The following is a 17,346-nucleotide window of genomic DNA, read 5'->3' as shown; positions in this document are numbered from 1 at the left end:
CTACTCGTAGCGGGACAGGCAGGCCTGCTCGCCCTCGAGCACGCCGGTGCGGAACGCCTCGACGCGCTGATACCCGCTCGGCACCACCTTGCCGTTCACGTCGCCGGCGGCCAGGCCGTCGGAGAGCAGTTCGGAGACGGCCTCGTCCAGGTCGCCGGCGGACAGCCGCGGGTCGCTGCCCGGCTCGCTCAGCTTGGTCGTCACCACGCCGGACAGGCACGCGGTGCGCAGGCCCGCGGTCTCGGCGCCGGTCAAGCCGAGCTTGCGATCGTTCTGCACCGCGAGGACGTACCGCGACACGAAGATGACGAAGGCGTTGTAGTCGCCGTTCACCGCCGCCGAGAGCGGGTCCTCGTGACCCTGCGCCGGGGCGCCGCGTTTGGCCAGCTCCGGCACATCGGTGCCGATCGTGTTCGTGCCGGGGCAATACGAAACCGGTTCGGTCGCGGTGACATTCGAGCAGTTCCGCACCACACCGGAGTAGTCGAACCTCGGCTTCCGGCCGGTCGGGAAGATCTTGGTCAGGGCCTGGCTCACGCTGTTCAGCGACTCGGTGGTCACCGGAAGCTGAGCGAATTCCTCGCCGGGTTCGAACGATATGGGCAGCGTGCCGCGGCGCTGCGCGATCTGCTGCGTGGTGATCGACTTACAGCCCTGCGCGCCGTCGGAATAGCCGATCTGCACCGCCGTCACCCGCTCGAACGCCGAGCCGTGCGCGTTGCGCGGATCGCTCGGATCCTGATCGCGAATCGCCACCGTGGCCCCGAGAACGGAGTTGAGCCCGTCGGTGGTGTTCAACGTGAAATGCGCCGAAGACCCCTCCGCCACATGACGTAAGAACACGCCGGCCAGGCAGTCGGCCTGCTGCTCGAGCACCAGCGTCGGCGTCCGCATACCCGCGAGCCTGGCCTGCCCCTGAATGGCGTGACCGTATTCGTGCGCGAGCACCATCACCACGGCCATCTCGCCGAACTTGTCCACGACCGCGGGCAACAGCACGCCGCGATCCCAGCCGATGGTGTGGTCGAGGCTGCAATAGGCGGCGTTCACGACGTGATAGGTGGACTCGCCGCAGAACTCGATCGCCTGCTGCTTGGGCGCCTTCGCGTCCCAGGACGCGAAGACGGAAACCGGCGTGAACGTGCCGGGAAAGACCTTGGGGTACGTCGCGGTCCAGTACTCCTGGAGATCGGCGATCGCGTTGAGCGCGAGCTTGTCGTACTTGCCGCCGTCCCCGTTGACCGCGGTGAGCGGGGCGTCCGGCACTCCCTTGCGTGGTCCGTTCGGCCCGTTGGCCGTCATTGATCCGGCCACTTCCCAGACGGTCTCCGTGCTCGGCGGCGTGGCATTCGGCGCAGGCTGCACGCCCTTGTCACACCCGGCCAGCACCGCGCCGAACAGGACGAGCACGGTGACCGCACCGAGCCGCAGCCGTTGTTTATTCATCATTCACGGGCCTCTCCGAGTACCGACACCCAGTGCCCTACCCGCGCGCCGAGCGTTCACACGGTAATCGCCGGGTTTCCCGCGCGCGCATCACCCTCGGCGACGAACCACGCGCAGTGACCGGTACAGACCGTGCCTGCGAGATCAATTCAACCGCACCCTGGCGATCAACGCGCGGTGATCGGAGCCGGGAACACTCAGCGTGCGCACTTCCTGGGCGGTGGCATCGGCCAGCAGGATGTGGTCGATGCCGATGATCGGACCCCAGGACCGGTCGTTCGGGAACGTCGGCAGCAGGCCCGCGCCCACCTGATCGGCGGCCGACTCGAACCGGCCGTGCAGCAGGTCGCGATACGCCGCGTGATCGCGGGTCGCGTTGAAGTCCGCGCCGACGATCGCGGGGCCTGGTTGCGCGTCGAGGATGTCGCGGATTCTGGGCATCTCCACGAGCCAGTCGGCGAAGTTGAACGGGGGTGGGATCGGATGGAAGGCGAACACCGTGATCGGCCCGCGCTCCGGGTGATCCATGATCGCGGACACCTGATTCAGCACGAAGCCGTCGTATTTCTTGGTGTCGCGCAACGGGTATCGGCTGTAGATGCCGGTGCCGCCGCCCCCGTCGGCGGTCGGCTGGAGGTAGGAGTACGGCAGTCGCTCGCCGAGTCGCGCGGCGGCCAGGCGGTCGACGGCAGAGTTGGTCAACTCGTCCACGGTGAGCACATCGATGCGGTTGTCGCGCACCGCCCGCACCACCGCGTCGACGTCCGCCTGCCCGAACAGCAGGTTGGACTGCATCACCATGACCTCGGGCCCGCTCGCCGCCCGGCTCTCCGGGACGAACGCGGGCACCAGCGTCCACAGCACCACGCCCACCAGCACTCCGGCCACGCCCGCACTGCGCCAGCCACGCGCGATCAGGAAGATCACCAACCCGGCCAACGCGCCGATCATCAGGTACGACGCCCCCGACTGCGCCAGCACCAGCGTCCGATTTTGCCAAGCGCCGAAGTGCAGCACGACGCCGGCGACCCCCGCCACCAGCGCGCACCAGCCCACCCCGAGCGCTATTCGCTCCAACCATTTCGGCATACCCCGACCCTATGCGGCGAATGTGGAGAGGTTGTGCGCCGACCGTGGAGTTCCGGAGACAACGTGAAAGGTTGGCAGTCCGCGCTGCCACAGCAGGATTGATCCGGCCGCCGCCTAAACTGGCACCGGGGCGCCGAAGGAGGGCCGAATGTACGTCGAAGAGTTCCGCGTCGCAGGCCCGCTCACCGCCGACCACGCCGAGGAACTCCTGCTGACCATGCTCGGGTACACCTCGCGAATCACGGTCAGCAGCAACGGACGCAGCGTCAACGCGCCCCTGCTGCCGACGTGCTCGGACGTGCTGCGGCTGCGCGCGGGCAGCGTGGTGACGGTGACCGTCGAGCACGGCCACCGCCCCGAGATCGATGAGGATCGTTGTGCGCTCCGCGCGTTCGTCGACCGCTTCCGGGAACTCACCGGCGGATGATCCCCTGGCGCACAGGCACATCCCTCGTCCCCGCGCCTGCCCGGGCGGGGTGCCTGTGTGCCAGGGGAAGTCAGCCCCGGTTCATCAGATCGATCAGCGCTTCGGTCTCGGTCATCAGCGAGCCGCCCGCGAATTCCAAAGTGGCGTGCGACCTTTGGGCGGCCGCCGGATGGCCCGCGCCGCACGCGTCGGTGACCGTGATCGGCAGGTAGCCGAGGTCGAGGCTGTGGCGGACCGTCGGTTCGATGCCGACCTCCATGGCGATGCCCGCGATCGCGTAGGAGTCGATTCCACAGTCGCGCAACGCGATATCCAGCGGCGTGGCCGCGAAGGCGGACATGGTGATCTTGTCGAAGACCACCTCGTCGGCGCCGGGGGTCAGCTCCGGCGTGAGCTGGTACTGCGGCGAGCCCTGCGGGAAGCTGGCGTGCAGTGCGTCCAGATCGTCCACCCGCTGCCACTGCATGGCGGTGCGCAGTTGCGCGACGCCGGACGCGGCGATCGGCAACGACACGTGCCGGGTGTAGAAGACTCGGAAGCCGTTGGCTCGTGCCGCGTCTCGCAGCTGAACACAGCGTCGCACGATTTTGTCCCCGTCGGGGATCTGGGCGACGATGCCGACCTGCATGTCATAGATCAGCAAGGCCATCCGCGCCGGATCGCAGGCGTCCGCCACGGTTTGCGGAATGCTCAGGCCGAAGGCGTGTCGCATGGGCGCGACCTCACTTGGTCCGGTCGTAGGGCTCGGCGACGTCGACCCGCGGATCCATCAGCGCCTCCAGCGGCAACGGGGCCTGCACGGGGACGTAGGTCCACTCCAGGTAGCCGGCCTTGGTGAGCGGAAAGTCGGCGACGTACTTCTGCGCCTCCTCGACGCTGTCCACCTCGAACACGATCACCACGCCCGGCTCGTCGGCGCGGGCGTAGTTCTCCCGCACGATGCCCGCCTTCCACAGCCGCCACACGTTGGCGACCTCCTCGGGCAGGTACGGATTGATGGTCTCCAAGGTCACGCCGGGCTTGAACCGGTCGAAAACGATGACCTTCATAGGGATTCGGGCTCCATGTCTGCGGTAGGGATCGGTGGTCCCGTCCATGGAATCGCGATGATTACAGTGTTACAAGAACGCACTTTTTGGTGAGTACCCGAAAGGCCAGCAATGCCGGAGAAGCGCTATCACTGCGCGGTGGAGGTGACCGTCGACCTGATCGGCGGCAAGTGGAAGCCGGTGATCCTGGCCCATCTCAAGGAAGGCGTGCGGCGCTACGGCGAGCTGCGCCGGTCGATGCCGACGACCAGCGAGAAGATGCTCGTCCAGCAGTTGCGCGAGCTGGCGGCGGACGGCCTGGTGCGCCGCACCGTCTTCGATACGGTGCCACCCCAGGTCGAATACGACCTGACCGACGAGGGCTGGACCCTCGTCCCCGCCCTCACCGCGCTCTACGAATGGGGTGAAAAGCGCGCCGAGCGAACAGGTTTACTGGTCGAGCCCGCGCCGTCGACCTAGTTCATGTGCCACGATTGACTCTCGTCGCACACCGCTGTGTGGAGGGAATGGGCCCATGGGATCTCTGCTGTCCAGGCGCGTCGTCATTACCGGAGGGGGCCAGGGTCTAGGGCTGGAGATCGCGCGCGGTTGTGTTCGCCGCGGCGCCTCGGTGATCCTGATCGATATCGATGCGGACGCACTCCGGCACGCCCGACAGGAACTGGGCGAACAGCACTGCGCGACGTTCGTCTGCGACATCGCCGATCGTGCGCAGATCGCGACCACGCTGACGGCGATCGCGGCCGGGAATTCCGGCGGCATCTCGGCTCTGGTGAACAATGCCGGAGTCTTCACCAACGACGCCATCGAGGCGGCCGACCCCGGTCGCGCGTCGCTGGCTATCGCGGTCAACGTCAACGGAACGATCAACATCACCGATGCCGTCCTGGAACAGGGCCTCCTGTGCCCGGAAACCGGCCAGATCGTCTTCATCAACTCGTCCGCCGGAGATCCGCTCCACACCGGGACGGGCGCGCGCGAAAGAGTCTATGCCGCAACCAAAGGCGCGTTGACCGGGTACTCGAAGGCGATCGAGGGCGTGGCCAAGGGCACGCCGCTGCGGGTGACCACGATCTTCCCCGGCGGCATGGACACGAATCTTTATGTGAACGCGGGCATGTCGGCCGAAGACGGGCACAACAAGCCGTGGCTCCTCCCGCCCGGCCGCGTTGCCGAAGCGGTCACCTTCGTGCTCGAACTACCGGTCGATACCACCATCAGCCGCCTGGCGATCGGCCCCAACCTCTAGGGCGCGCTACTGGCCGAACACCCGCTCCACCACGGCCTTCGCCCGCCGCGTAACCCGCATGTAGTTATCGAGGAACTCGCTGCCGTCGTCATTGGGCCACCCCGCCACCCGCGCGACCGCGGACAGCAGCAACCCGGGCCCGGGCAGCTGATCGGTCGGCTTCCCGCGAACCAGCACGAGCGCGTTGCGCGCCTTGGTCGCGGTGAGCCACGCATCCCGGAGCAGCGCGACGTCGGCCGCGTCGAGCAGCTTGGTCTCCTCGATGACGGTGAGCGACTCCAGCGTCGAGGTGTTGTGCAGCCCGGCAACATCGTGCGCGTAGCGCAACTGCATCAGCTGCACCGTCCACTCGATGTCGGCGAGGCCACCGCGCCCCAGTTTGGTGTGCGTCGCCGGGTTGGCGTTGCGCGGTAGTCGTTCCGCGTCGATGCGGGCCTTGATCCGGCGGATCTCGCGCACCGCCTCGTTCGATACGCCGCCCTCCGGATAGCGCACCTTGTCGATGACGTGCAGGAAACGCAGCCCGAGCTGCTGATCGCCCGCGACCTGGTGCGCCCGCAGCAGCGCCTGCACCTCCCACGGCTGCGCCCACTGCTGGTAGTAGGCCGCGTACGCCGCCAGCGTGCGGACCAGCGCGCCGTTACGTCCCTCGGGGCGCAACCCGGCGTCCACCAGCAGCGGCGGGTCGGTGCTCGGTGCGCCGAGCAGCTTCTGCACCCGGTCGGCGACGCTGTTGGCCCACTTCACGGCCTTGGTCTCGTCCTCGCCGGGCCGCGGATCGCAGACGAACAGGACGTCCGCGTCGGACCCGTAACCGAGCTCGTGCCCGCCGAGCCTGCCCATCCCGATCACCGCGAAGTCGGCGGGCGCGGGCGCGCCCATCTCCGCCTCGCTCGCCCGAATCACCGCCGCCAGTGACGCTTCCAGCACCGCGACCCACACCGAGGACAGCGCGCGGCAGACCTGTTTGACCTCGAGCATGCCGAGCAGATCCGCCGACGCGACCCTGGCCAGCTCGTGCCTGCGCAACGAACGTGCCGCGGCCACAGCGCGTTTCGGATCGTCATACCGCGCCGCGGCCGTCATGATGCCGCGCGCGACGTCTTCCGGCTGCGGGCTGAGCAGCAGCGGCCCGCCGGGTCCGTCGGCGTACATCCGAATGGTGTCCGGCGCGTTGATCAGCAGATCGGGCAGGTACTCCGAGGAGCCGAGCACGATCATCAGCCGCTGCGCGATCGCCCCCTCGTCGCGCAGTTCGCGCAGGAACCAGGTCTGATCGCCGAGCCCCTCCGACACCCGCCGGTAGGCGAGCAGGCCGGCGTCGGGATTCGGTGTCTCGCCGAGCCATTCGAGCAGGGTGGGCAGCAGCAGCGCCTGGATCCGGCCCTTGCGCGACACCCCGCCGGTGAGCGCCTTGAGGTGGCTGAGCGCGTGTTCGGGCGCCTGGTAACCCAGCGCGGCCAGCTGCCGGACCGCCGCCTCGGGGCTGAGCCGCAGCGCGTCCGGCTCCAGCTTGACCACCGATTCGAGCAGCGGACGGTAGAACAGCTTGGCGTGCAATCGCCGCACCCGCACGGCATTTCGGCGGATCTCGTTGGCGAGCACGCCGACCGCGTCCTGCCTGCCGTCGGGGCGGATGTGCGCGGCGCGAGCCAGCCAGCGCATGCCCTCTTCGTCGTCCGCGGCGGGCAGCGTGTGCGTGCGACGCAGCCGTTGCAGTTGCAGGCGGTGTTCGAGCAGACGCAGGAACTCGTACGACGCGGTGAGATTCGCGGCATCGTCGCGCCCGATGTAGCCGCCCGCGGCCAATGCCGTCAACGCCTCGACGGTGCCCTGCACGTGCAGCGACTCGTCCACCCGGCCGTGCACCAATTGCAGGAGCTGGACGGCGAATTCGACGTCGCGCAGGCTGCCGTGCCCGAGTTTCAGCTCCCGCTCGCGCATGTCGGCGGGGACCAGGTCCTCCACCCGGCGGCGCATGGCCTGCACGTCGGCGACGAAGTCGGGACGCTCGGAGGCGGTCCACACCATCGGCATCAGCGCGGCCTTGTACTCCTCGCCGAGCTCGAGGTCGCCGGTCATCGGCCGGTTCTTCAGCAGCGCCTGGAACTCCCAGGTCCGCGCCCAGCGCTTGTAATAGGCGACGTGCGAATCCAGCGTGCGCACCAGCGCGCCCGCCTTGCCCTCCGGCCGCAGCGCCGCGTCGACCTCGAAATAGGCCGCGCTGGCCACGCTCATCATCTCGGCCGCCAGCCGGGTCGCGGTGGCGTCGGCGGGTTCGGCGACGAACACCACGTCGACGTCGCTGACGTAGTTCAGCTCGCACGCGCCGCTCTTGCCCATGGCGATCACCGCGAGCCGCACCGGAACCGGCCCGTCCTTGCAGACCCTGGCCACCGCCACGGACAGCGCCGCGGTCAACGCGGCATCGGCCAGCGCGGTCAGATGACGGCCGACCACCTGGTACGCCAGTACCGGTTCGTTCTCGACGGTCGCCGCCAGATCGAGCGCCGCCAGCAGCATCAACTGATCGCGATACCGCTTGCGCAGCAACGCGACCACCTCCGGCCCGGACTCACCGGCCCGGAACAGGAGCGGACCCGCGTGCGGCCCCTCCTCCGGCACGGCCCGCACCGCGTCGAGCAGATCGGCGATGAGTTCCTCGCGGGTCGGCAGGTCCTTGCGGCGCAGGATCCGCCAGGCCGCCGGGTCGACCACCAGGTGATCGGCGAACGCGCTGGACGAGCCGAGCAGCGCGAACAGCCTGCCGCGCAACGACGTTTCCGCGCGGATCGCCGAATCCAGTTCGGCCCACTCGCTTTCCATCCGCTCGCGCAGCTTGACCAGCGTGTTCAGCGCCAGATCGGCGTCGGGCGCGCGGGACAGCGCCCACAGCAGGGGGATACTTTCGACGTTGTCCCAGCCCAATTCGTGCAGCGAGGCAGCGGCGGTGGGCTCGAGCAGACCGAGCCGACCGACGCCGGGGACCGCGGAGCGGGCAGTCGGTGGCCGGACCATAGGTCTCAAATTACAGGTTCGAAGCCAACGACTCGCCCCCACCTGGACATACGTTCGGTTGCAGAAATGTGCCTTGTTCTACAGACCGAGGTATTCCTTGAGCTCGTACGGCGTGACCTGGCTGCGGTAGTCCGCCCACTCCCGGCGCTTGTTGCGCAGGAAGAAGTCGAACACGTGCTCGCCCAGCGTCTCGGCGACCAGTTCGGAGCGCTCCATTGCCTGCAACGCCTCGTCCAGCGTGCCGGGCAGTTCGCGGAAGCCCATGGCGCGCCGTTCGGCGACGGTCAGCGACCACACGTCGTCCTCGGCCTCCGGCGGCAGCGTGTACCCCTTCTCGATGCCCCGCAGGCCGGCCGCGAGCAGCACGGCGAAGGTCAGGTAGGGGTTGCAGGCCGAATCTGGGCTGCGGATCTCGACGCGGCGCGAGGAGGACTTGTTCGGCGTGTACATCGGCACCCGGACCAGCGCGGACCGGTTGGACCGGCCCCAGGACGCCGCGGTCGGCGCCTCGCCGCCGTGGATGAGCCGCTTGTAGGAGTTCACCCACTGGTTGGTGATCGCGCTGATCTCCGGTGCGTGCTCCAGGATGCCCGCGATGAACGCGCGCGCGGTGCCGGACAGGTTGATCGGGTCGTCCGGATCGTGGAACGCGTTGGCCTCGCCCTCGAACAGGCTCATGTGCGTGTGCATCGCCGAGCCCGGGTACTGGGCGAACGGCTTGGGCATGAACGTCGCGCGCACGCCCTCGTCGATGCCGACTTCCTTGATCAGGTAGCGGAAGGTCATCACGTTGTCGGCCATGGACAGCGCGTCGGCGTAGCGCAGGTCGATCTCCTGCTGGCCGGGCGCGCCCTCGTGATGGCTGAACTCGACCGAGATGCCCATCGACTCCAGCGCGTCGATCGCGTGCCTGCGGAAGTTCGGCGCGGAATCGTGCACGGCCTGGTCGAAGAAGCCGCCGGAGTCGGCCGGGATCGGCTGCGAGCCGTCCACCGGGCCGTTCTCCAGCAGGAAGAACTCGATCTCCGGGTGCACGTAGCAGCTGAAGCCGACGTCGGCGGCCTTGTTCAGCTGACGACGCAGCACGTGCCGCGGGTCGGCCCAGGACGGCGAGCCGTCGGGCATGGTGATGTCGCAGAACATCCGCGCGGAGTGCTGGTGGCCCTTGCTGGTCGCCCACGGCAGCACCTGGAAGGTGGATGGATCCGGGCGGGCGACCATGTCGGCCTCCGATACCCTGGCGAAGCCCTCGATGGCCGAGCCGTCGAATCCGATGCCCTCCTCGAACGCGCCCTCTAGCTCGGCGGGAGCGATGGCAACGGACTTCAGGTAACCCAACACGTCGGTGAACCAGAGCCGCACGAAGCGGATATCCCGCTCTTCGAGCGTCCGCAGCACGAATTCCTTCTGGCGATCCATGTCCGCGAGAGTAAGCACCCGGCGTTAAATCCGTGTTACATACACGCTGAGTGTGCTGACCTTGTTGTGCGAAAAAGACATCACAGCCCGTCGGGTCAACAGGTGAGGCCCGGCTCCGGGTCGGTCAGGTCGACCAGGTAGTCGATCACCGCCTCGTCCACGCACGACGATCCGCCGGACAGCGCGATGGTGTGCCGGTTGCCCTTGTAGGTCACCAGCGACGCGCCGAGCTGGGTCGCCAGGTCCACCCCGGCCTGGTACGGGGTCGCCGGGTCCTCGGTGGTGGACACGACCACCACCTTCGGCAGCCCGGTCACCGTGATCCGATGCGGCTCACTGGTATTCGGCACCGGCCAGGCGGTGCACTGATCCAGCGGGGCCGCGCCGGTGCCGCGGCCGTCGTCGAGGAACGGGGCCGCTTTGCGGTACTCGGCGTCCTGCTTGCCGGTGATGCCGCGGTCGCTGATCCGCGGATCGTCCACGCAGCGAATGGCGTTGAACGCGTCGGTGGTGTTGCTGTAGGTGCCGTCGTCACGGCGGCCGTCGTAGAGGTCGGCCAGCTGCAGCAGGGTGTCGCCGCGGCCGTCGCGCAGTTCGGACAGGCCGAGGGTGAGTACCGGCCACAGATCGTTGGTGTAGAGGGCTTGGCGCACGCCGGTGAGCGCGTCGCCGTAGTTGAGCCCGCGCGGGTCGGTGGTCGGTACGGTCTTGTCCCACAGCGGGTTCACCAGCGCGCGGAAGCGCTGCACGGTCTGGGTCTTGTCCGTGCCGAGCGGGCAGTCCGGCTTGTTCGTGCAGTCCGCGGCGTAGGCGTCGAACACCTTCTGGAAGCCGGCCGCCTGGCGCAGTGACTCCTGCACCGGGTCCTGCGAGGAGTCGATGGCGCCGTCGAGCACGAGGGCGCGCACGTGGTCCGGGAACTTCTCGGCATACGCCGAACCGATCTTGGTGCCGTACGAATAACCGAGGTAGCTGAGTTTCGCGTCGCCGAGGGCGGCCCGCATCACGTCCATGTCCTGCACCACCTCGCGGGTGCCGACACGGGCCAGGAATTCCTTGCCGGTGCGTTCGGTGCAGCGGTCGGCGTACTGCTTGTTCTCGTTCTCCGCGGCCGCGATGCCCTCGGGCGTGTTGTCCTTCTGCGGTTCGGCGCGCTCGGCGTCCTGCTCCTGCGCGGTCTCGCACACGATGGCCGGGGTCGAGGAGCCGACGCCGCGCGGGTCGAAGCCGACCCGGTCGAAGCGCTGGGCCAGCGGGGTCTTGTTGCCGAGCGCGGACATGGTCAGGCCGGACTCGCCCGGGCCGCCGGGGTTCATCAGCAGCGAGCCGATGCGTTTGCCGGTCGCCTTGATCCGGGAGACGGCGATCTGCGCGGTCGGTCCGTCCGGGTTGGCGTAGTCCACCGGCACGGTGATCCGCGCGCACTGTGCGTTGGGCGCGAAGCGATCGTCCGGCGAACCGAACCCGGAGCACCCGCCCCACTCCACGGTCTGCGAGTAGAACTTCGTCAACTCGGCGGGTCCCGCGGGCATCGGTCCCGTCGGATGACCGTCGATCGTGCACCCCGCCGCCACCAACGCCAGCACCGCCACCATCAGCGCACCAGCGCGCCCACTCCGAACCAAAGCCATCCACTGATAGTGGCAGCTCGTCGGCTCGGCGGGCACAACGCACCGGTCAGCGGCCGTTCGGCCGCCCACGCGCGGTCGCGCGCGTGCTCGGGCGACCCGCGTCGCGCGCACCCCTTACCCGGAGTGAGCGCGGCGCGGAAATCAATGGAGACGATTGAGGTATTCGTTGCGGACGGGTTCAAGGATGGAATGAAATCGTGAATTGTTTTCCGGCGGCCATGTGTTTTGTCCTTTTGTGTGCGGCGCGCTAATCTTCCGGCGAATTCCACCCTGGCTCGCCGATCGGGAAGGTGCTTTCTTGCGCGCGTACCGGAGATCCGGACTCCTTTGTGCGGTGACGGCCGTGCTCGTGCTCGGCCTCCTGCCTGCCGCGGTGGCGACGCCCGGCGCCGAGGCGGAGCGGGTGAAGGCCGGGGAGTTCACCAAGGTGTACGACCCGACCACAAATCTGTTGGGGCAGTGGTACATCAACGACCACACCTTCGTCTTCCACAAACCGACCGGCACCTGGCACATGTTCGGCATCACCCACGTCGAGCCCGCCGATCCCGACACCGAGGTGGTGTTCGCGCACGCTATCGCGCCGAGCCTGCACGGGCCGTGGGCGAAACAGCCGCCGGCGCTGCACGCCGATCCCGCCTACGGCGAGCGGCATCTGTGGGCGCCGCACATTGTTTTCGCCGACGACACCTATTACATGTTCTATGCCGCAGGCCCGGACGGCAGTAAATCCGCGATCAATCTCGCCACCTCGAAAGACCTTTATCACTGGGTGCGCGAACCGAGTGGCTCGCTGTTCACCGATGGCTACGACGCGCGCGACCCGATGGTGACGCGCGTCGGCGATCAATGGGTCATGTATTACACGGCGACCAGGCCGCCGACCGGCGGCAATCACGTTGTCGCCTACCGCACCAGCGACGATCTGCGGCATTGGCAGCCAGGGGGTGTCGCCTACACCGACCAGAAATCCGGCACCGGCGGCGGCAACACCGAATCACCGTTCGTCGTGCGCCACGGCGAGTACTGGTACCTGTTCATCGGCCCGCGCCCCGGCTACGTCGGCACCACCGCGTTCTTCAGCCGCGACCCGCTGCATTTCGACCCGGACGACCGCGCGGGCCAGATCGACGCACACGCCGCCGAGGTGATCGACGACCGCGAGCACTACTGGGTCAGCTCGGCGGGCGACAATCAGGGCGGAGTCTCGATCGCGCCACTGATCTTCTACTCCGGCGACTGACCCACGCCGCCGCCCGATGTGACCAATCGCATCGAGCGAAGCCCTTAATCCCGCCTGGTAACTGCTGCACACTGGATTTCGTCAGACGAACCCGGGGACCCGGATGGGCCCCGAGGAGACACCAGACGAAAGGGACGAAGATGTCCGTATCCGATTCGGAAACCCCTGCCTACGGTGCGGCACCCGCCCAGCCCAAGAAGGCTATGCGCAAGACCAGGGTGCACCATCTGCAGCAGATGAAGGCCGATGGCCAGCGCTGGGCCATGCTCACCGCGTACGACTACTCCTCGGCCCGGCTGTTCGAAGAAGCGGGCATCCCGGTGCTGCTGGTCGGTGATTCCGCGGCCAACGTGGTCTACGGCTACGACACCACCGTGCCGATCACCGCGGACGAGCTCATCCCGCTGGTTCGCGGCGTGGTCCGCGGCGCACCGCACGCGCTGGTGGTGGCCGACCTGCCGTTCGGCAGCTACGAGTCCTCGCCGCAGCAGGCGCTGGCCACCGCGACCCGGTTCATGAAGGAGGGCCAGGCGCAGGCGGTGAAGTTCGAGGGCGGTGAGCGGGTTGCCGAGCAGATCGCGCTGATCACCTCGGCGGGCATTCCGGTGATGGCGCACATCGGGTTCACCCCGCAGAGCGTCAACACCCTCGGCGGGTTCCGCGTGCAGGGTCGCGGCGACGGCGCCGAACAGCTCATCGCGGACGCCATCGCGGTGCAGGAAGCCGGGGCGTTCGCCGTGGTCATGGAGATGGTTCCGGCGGAGCTGGCCGCGCAGGCGACCCGCAAGCTGACCATTCCGACCGTCGGCATCGGCGCCGGCGTGGAAACCGACGCGCAGGTGCTGGTCTGGCAGGACATGGCCGGCTACACCAGCGGCAAGACCGCGAAGTTCGTCAAGCGGTTCGGCAATGTCGGCGATGAACTGCGCACCGCCGCGGCGGCCTACGCTGAAGAGGTAGCCCGGGGCACCTTCCCGGGGCCAGAACACAGCTTCTAGTGGAGTAACGATGAACGGCCGAGCAGTGCACGCACCAGCCGCACTGCTCGGCCAGCCACCCGAGCCGCTGATCGACTGGGCGTCGGGTGTGCTCAAGGCACACGAGATCGAGGTGACCGGCGCGCCGACGGTGACTCGCCGCCGCGCCTGGTCGCTCCTCGTCCGGCTGCCGACCGAGACCGGCCCGATCTGGGCCAAGGCCAACGCCCGCGCCTTCGCGCACGAGGGCCCGCTGATTCAGCTGCTCGCCCGGCTCCGGCCCGGCAGCGTGCTGGAACCCCTTGCGGTGCAGGCGGATCACGGGTGGTTACTGAGCCCGCACGGCGGCGACACCGCCCGCGATACCGATGCCGAGTGGTCCGGCCTGTTCCGTTCCTACGCCGAACTGCAACAGTCCGTCGCGCCGGACATCGACGCGCTGATCGCCACCGGCACCCCGTACCTCCCGCCCAGTCGCCTGGTCACGGTCTACCGGCACTTCGAAGCACGCATGCCCGGCCTCGGTCACCGCATCGAGGAGGCCGCCGCCGAACTGGCCGCGTACGGCAGGCTCACCATCGAGCACAACGACGTCCACCCCGGCAACGTCTTCGCCGGCGCGACGCCGGGCACCGGCCGGCTGTTCGACTGGGGCGACGCCGTGATCACCCACCCGTTCCTGTCCCATCGCATCCTGCACAGCCCGCGGCGCGCGGACTACTTCGCGCAGTGGCCGGGGCCGGTCTCCGCCGCCGAGATCACCCTCGCCGAACGTCTCGCCCCGTTGATCGCGCTCAACCCCTGGCGAACCATCGACACGTCCATTCCACGCTTCGCCCGTTTCGTCGAAGCACTGCTGGACGAGCTGCGCATCACCTTCCGGTAGCCGCGAACAGGGGTGTGCGAGCCACACACTCCGGGCCACGACGGCGAATCAATGGCAGACTCGATGCGGACATTCGCGATCAAGAAGCAGAGGTACCGATGCCGCACAGCCGTTGGATTTCACGCAGCACCCTGCTGCTGGCGGGCGTTTTCGCCGCCGCAGCACTGACCGCATGCGGAGGCTCGTCCAACCCGGCTCCGACCGGGAGCTCGAGCTCGACAACGGGGTCGGCGACGGCGACCACCAAGCCCGGCGGCACCGCGGGCACGCCCAAGCCCGGCACCACCCCGGACATCTCCGATGCCGCGGCCGCCCAGCTCTGCGACATGATCAAGCCCGAGCTGTCGAACTGGCGGGTGCAGGGCCCGACGCTCGGCCGGATCGGGCTCAACGCCCTCGTGCACGAGTGGGCGCTGCGCAACGGCGGCATCAACGGCGCGGTGCTCGCCGACAAGCCGATCATCGACCGGCTGACCACCAAGAGCTGCCCGGACGTGCAGAAAGAGGCGATCCAGGCGCTCGAGCTCCCTGACCTCGCCTCGGGTCTGGCGTTCTGATGAGCCAGGCACGGCTGCGGACGCTGTACCCGGAGATCGACGCCTACGATTCCGGCCTGCTCGACGTCGGCGACGGCCAGTCGATGTACTGGGAGGTCAGCGGCAACCCGGACGGCAAGCCGGTGGTCTTCCTGCACGGCGGTCCCGGCGGCGGCACCTCCCCGGCGCAGCGGCGGTTCTTCGACCCGGCCGCCTACCGGATCGTGCTGCTCGATCAGCGCGGCTGCGGGCGCTCCACCCCGCATCTGGCCGACGACCCCGATCTGTCCACCAACACCACCCAGCATCTGATCGCCGACATCGAGGCGCTGCGTACCCATCTCGGCATCGAGCGCTGGCAGGTGTTCGGCGGCTCGTGGGGTTCGACCCTCGCGCTCGCCTACGCCGAGACCTACCCCGACCGGGTGACCGAGCTGGTGCTGCGCGGCATCTTCCTGTTGCGCCGCAAGGAAATCGACTGGTACTACAACGGGGCGGCGGGCTACGTGTACCCCGACGAGTGGGAGAAGTACCTCGCGCCGATACCGGAGGACGAGCGCGGCGAAGACCTGGTCGAGGTCTATCACCGGCTGTTGCACTCCGCCGACCAGGAGGTCGCGCTCCGCGCCGCCGTCGCCTGGTCCACCTGGGAGGGTGCGACGAGTTCGCTGCTGCCGCAACCGGATCGGGTCGCCGAGTCCGCCGATCCCCGGTTCGCGCTCGCCTTCGCGCGGATCGAGAACCACTACTTCCGCAATCACGCCTTCCTCGAAGAAGGGCAGCTGCTGCGCGACCCCGGCACGATCGCGCACATTCCGACGGTCATCGTGCAGGGCCGTCACGACATCGTCTGCCCCACGGTGAGCGCCTGGGATCTGCACAAGGCGTTGCCGGCTTCGGAGCTGCACATCGTCGAAGACGCCGGACACGCTTCCTTCGAGCCAGGCATCACGCATCATTTGGTAGAAGCCACCGATAGATTCGCGAAGGCGGGATAACCATGACGGCCACCGCAGGCGAGGCCATCGTCGCCGCCCTCGGCGACAATGTGGACCGGCTGCTGGCCGCTGAACCCGAGGTGCGCGCGGACGAACCGGATTCGGTCCATCAGATGCGCGTGGCCACCCGCAGGTTGCGCAGCGTGCTGCGTTCCTATCGCGGACTGTTCGAACGGACACCGGCCAGGACGATGGGCGACGAGCTCAAGTGGCTGGCCGGTGTGCTCGGCGTCGCCCGGGATGCCGAGGTGCGGGCAGAACGCTTCGAGACGTTGCTGAGGAAACACGGTCAGCAGGGCGAGCATTCGGCCGAGGAGCTCGAGCTGGTCACCGCCCGGTTGGTCACCGCGGAGCACGACACGTACGCCGCGGCACACGCGGAGGTGCTGCTCGCGTTGGACAGTGCGCGCTATCGCGCGCTGCGCGATGAACTCAGCGGGTGGCGTACCGCACCGCCGCTGCGTTCGTCACGGGCCGAGGTGCCCGCCGCGGAGTTCTTCGGCGTCGTCCTGGAACGCGACCGCGAGCGCGTACTGGACCTGATCGAGCGGGAAACCACCGTCACCCCCGCCGAACGAGTCGAGCTGCTGCACGATATCCGCAAGAGCGCCAAGCGTTTACGCTACTCCTGCGAGGCCGCCGAAGCCGTCCTCGGCGCCGACGCCGGCGACCTCGGCAGCCGCGCCAAACGACTACAAACCGTGCTCGGCGACCACCGCGACGCCGTCGAATCCCAGCACGCCATCTACGGCATCGCCGCAGACGCCGGCGCCGCAGGCGAAAAAACAACCCTCTACCGAACCCTGGCCGGCGCCGAAGACACCGCCGCCCGCCAAGCCCTGACCCACTACCCCACCGCCGCCGCAGCCCTATCCGGCAAGTAACCCCGCCACCGCCCACCAAACCCTCGCCGCCCGCCGCCCGCCGCGCCGCCCGGCAAGCAACCTCGCACCACTTCTGATTTCCCGCACCGAAAATTGCATGCAAATCTCGGTGCGAGAAATCAGAAGTGGTGCGGCTGCGGCGTATCACGGCTACCGGGGGTGCGGGTGCAGGTGGCACGAGGATAGGCGTACGGCTGGGCGCTTGACCAACTTGGCTCCGGTGCTGAGGACATCGCCGCCCGCGAAACCGTACTCGCTACTTTGCTGCAGCGCTGCCCGGCGAGCAACCCCGCACCATTTCTGGGTTACCGCACCGGGAATTGCATGCGAATTTCGGTGCGGGAAGTCAGAAGTGGTGCGGCTTTGGCGTGCCACGGCGATCGGGGCGGGAGCGGGTTCAGGTGATGCGAGAACAGGGGTGGGGGCTCGGCCAACTCGGCTGCGGGGGTGCGGGTTGAGGGGGTGGGTGGGTGGGTGGGTGGGTGGGTGGGTGG

At 68.3% G+C, this 17,346-nt stretch carries 16 protein-coding genes; 9 read left to right on the top strand and 7 right to left on the bottom strand.

Annotated elements, in window-relative coordinates; genetic code table 11:
- Positions 1-1,446 carry a metallopeptidase gene (locus ACFQ9K_RS44455; RefSeq protein ID WP_378721886.1) on the bottom strand — a complete coding sequence of 482 codons (1,446 nt, stop codon included), beginning with the start codon at positions 1,444-1,446 and terminating at the stop codon, positions 1-3.
- 144 nt (positions 1,447-1,590) lie between these two features.
- On the bottom strand, positions 1,591-2,535 hold the full coding sequence (locus ACFQ9K_RS44450) for an endonuclease/exonuclease/phosphatase family protein (protein WP_378721871.1): 945 nt from the start codon (positions 2,533-2,535) through the stop codon (positions 1,591-1,593).
- Positions 2,536-2,683: 148 nt separating this feature from the next.
- Between ACFQ9K_RS44450 and ACFQ9K_RS44445 the strand changes: the two genes are divergently transcribed.
- Positions 2,684-2,962: a hypothetical protein gene (locus ACFQ9K_RS44445; RefSeq protein WP_378721872.1), complete on the top strand. Its 279-nt coding sequence runs from the start codon at positions 2,684-2,686 to the stop codon at positions 2,960-2,962.
- 70 nt (positions 2,963-3,032) lie between these two features.
- Here ACFQ9K_RS44445 and ACFQ9K_RS44440 read toward each other — a convergent pair whose 3' ends face one another.
- The gene (locus ACFQ9K_RS44440) at positions 3,033-3,674 is read right to left on the bottom strand and encodes a cysteine hydrolase (RefSeq protein WP_378721873.1); all 642 of its coding nucleotides are present in this window, start codon (positions 3,672-3,674) and stop codon (positions 3,033-3,035) included.
- A 10-nt stretch (positions 3,675-3,684) separates the two neighbouring features.
- Positions 3,685-4,011, bottom strand: a complete 327-nt coding sequence (locus ACFQ9K_RS44435; RefSeq protein WP_378721874.1) for a hypothetical protein — start codon at positions 4,009-4,011, stop codon at positions 3,685-3,687.
- 111 nt (positions 4,012-4,122) lie between these two features.
- On the opposite strand from ACFQ9K_RS44435, the gene ACFQ9K_RS44430 reads away from it, so the two are divergent.
- Positions 4,123-4,470 (top strand): winged helix-turn-helix transcriptional regulator, encoded by a 348-nt coding sequence (locus ACFQ9K_RS44430; RefSeq protein ID WP_378721875.1) that lies wholly within the window; start codon positions 4,123-4,125, stop codon positions 4,468-4,470.
- Between the two features lie 55 nt (positions 4,471-4,525).
- Positions 4,526-5,260, top strand: coding sequence for an SDR family oxidoreductase (locus ACFQ9K_RS44425; RefSeq protein ID WP_378721876.1), 735 nt, complete (start codon positions 4,526-4,528; stop codon positions 5,258-5,260).
- Between the two features lie 6 nt (positions 5,261-5,266).
- On the opposite strand, the gene ACFQ9K_RS44420 is transcribed toward ACFQ9K_RS44425, so the two are convergent.
- The 3 genes from ACFQ9K_RS44420 to ACFQ9K_RS44410 all read right to left on the bottom strand — a co-directional run bounded on the left by ACFQ9K_RS44420 (position 5,267) and on the right by ACFQ9K_RS44410 (position 11,328).
- A complete protein-coding gene (locus ACFQ9K_RS44420) occupies positions 5,267-8,278 on the bottom strand; it encodes a bifunctional [glutamine synthetase] adenylyltransferase/[glutamine synthetase]-adenylyl-L-tyrosine phosphorylase (protein ID WP_378721877.1) in 3,012 nt (1,003 codons plus the stop codon).
- Positions 8,279-8,356: 78 nt separating this feature from the next.
- Entirely contained in the window at positions 8,357-9,697 is a 1,341-nt protein-coding gene (locus tag ACFQ9K_RS44415; RefSeq protein ID WP_150408211.1) for a glutamine synthetase family protein, read from the bottom strand.
- 95 nt (positions 9,698-9,792) lie between these two features.
- On the bottom strand, positions 9,793-11,328 hold the full coding sequence (locus ACFQ9K_RS44410) for an alpha/beta hydrolase (RefSeq protein ID WP_378721878.1): 1,536 nt from the start codon (positions 11,326-11,328) through the stop codon (positions 9,793-9,795).
- Between the two features lie 334 nt (positions 11,329-11,662).
- On the opposite strand from ACFQ9K_RS44410, the gene ACFQ9K_RS44405 reads away from it, so the two are divergent.
- The 6 genes from ACFQ9K_RS44405 to ACFQ9K_RS44380 all read left to right on the top strand — a co-directional run bounded on the left by ACFQ9K_RS44405 (position 11,663) and on the right by ACFQ9K_RS44380 (position 16,852).
- The gene (locus ACFQ9K_RS44405) at positions 11,663-12,571 is read left to right on the top strand and encodes a glycosyl hydrolase family 32 (protein WP_378721879.1); all 909 of its coding nucleotides are present in this window, start codon (positions 11,663-11,665) and stop codon (positions 12,569-12,571) included.
- Positions 12,572-12,711: 140 nt separating this feature from the next.
- Positions 12,712-13,569, top strand: a complete 858-nt coding sequence (gene panB / locus ACFQ9K_RS44400; protein ID WP_378721880.1) for a 3-methyl-2-oxobutanoate hydroxymethyltransferase — start codon at positions 12,712-12,714, stop codon at positions 13,567-13,569.
- Positions 13,570-13,579: 10 nt separating this feature from the next.
- Positions 13,580-14,434 (top strand): phosphotransferase, encoded by an 855-nt coding sequence (locus ACFQ9K_RS44395; RefSeq protein ID WP_378721881.1) that lies wholly within the window; start codon positions 13,580-13,582, stop codon positions 14,432-14,434.
- A 98-nt stretch (positions 14,435-14,532) separates the two neighbouring features.
- The gene (locus ACFQ9K_RS44390) at positions 14,533-14,991 is read left to right on the top strand and encodes a hypothetical protein (RefSeq protein WP_378721882.1); all 459 of its coding nucleotides are present in this window, start codon (positions 14,533-14,535) and stop codon (positions 14,989-14,991) included.
- Positions 14,991-15,968 (top strand): prolyl aminopeptidase, encoded by a 978-nt coding sequence (gene pip / locus ACFQ9K_RS44385; RefSeq protein ID WP_378721883.1) that lies wholly within the window; start codon positions 14,991-14,993, stop codon positions 15,966-15,968. Before ACFQ9K_RS44390 ends, pip begins: the two co-directional genes overlap by 1 nt.
- Before the next feature lie 2 nt (positions 15,969-15,970).
- Positions 15,971-16,852: a CHAD domain-containing protein gene (locus ACFQ9K_RS44380; RefSeq protein ID WP_378721884.1), complete on the top strand. Its 882-nt coding sequence runs from the start codon at positions 15,971-15,973 to the stop codon at positions 16,850-16,852.
- Positions 16,853-17,346: the final 494 nt, after the last annotated feature.

Origin of the sequence: Nocardia sp. NPDC056564 (assembly GCF_042793755.1) — a bacterium.
Classification (GTDB): domain Bacteria; phylum Actinomycetota; class Actinomycetes; order Mycobacteriales; family Mycobacteriaceae; genus Nocardia.
The sequence above is the reverse complement of the archived record's forward strand: the minus strand, read 5'-3'. Positions and strand labels throughout refer to the sequence as shown.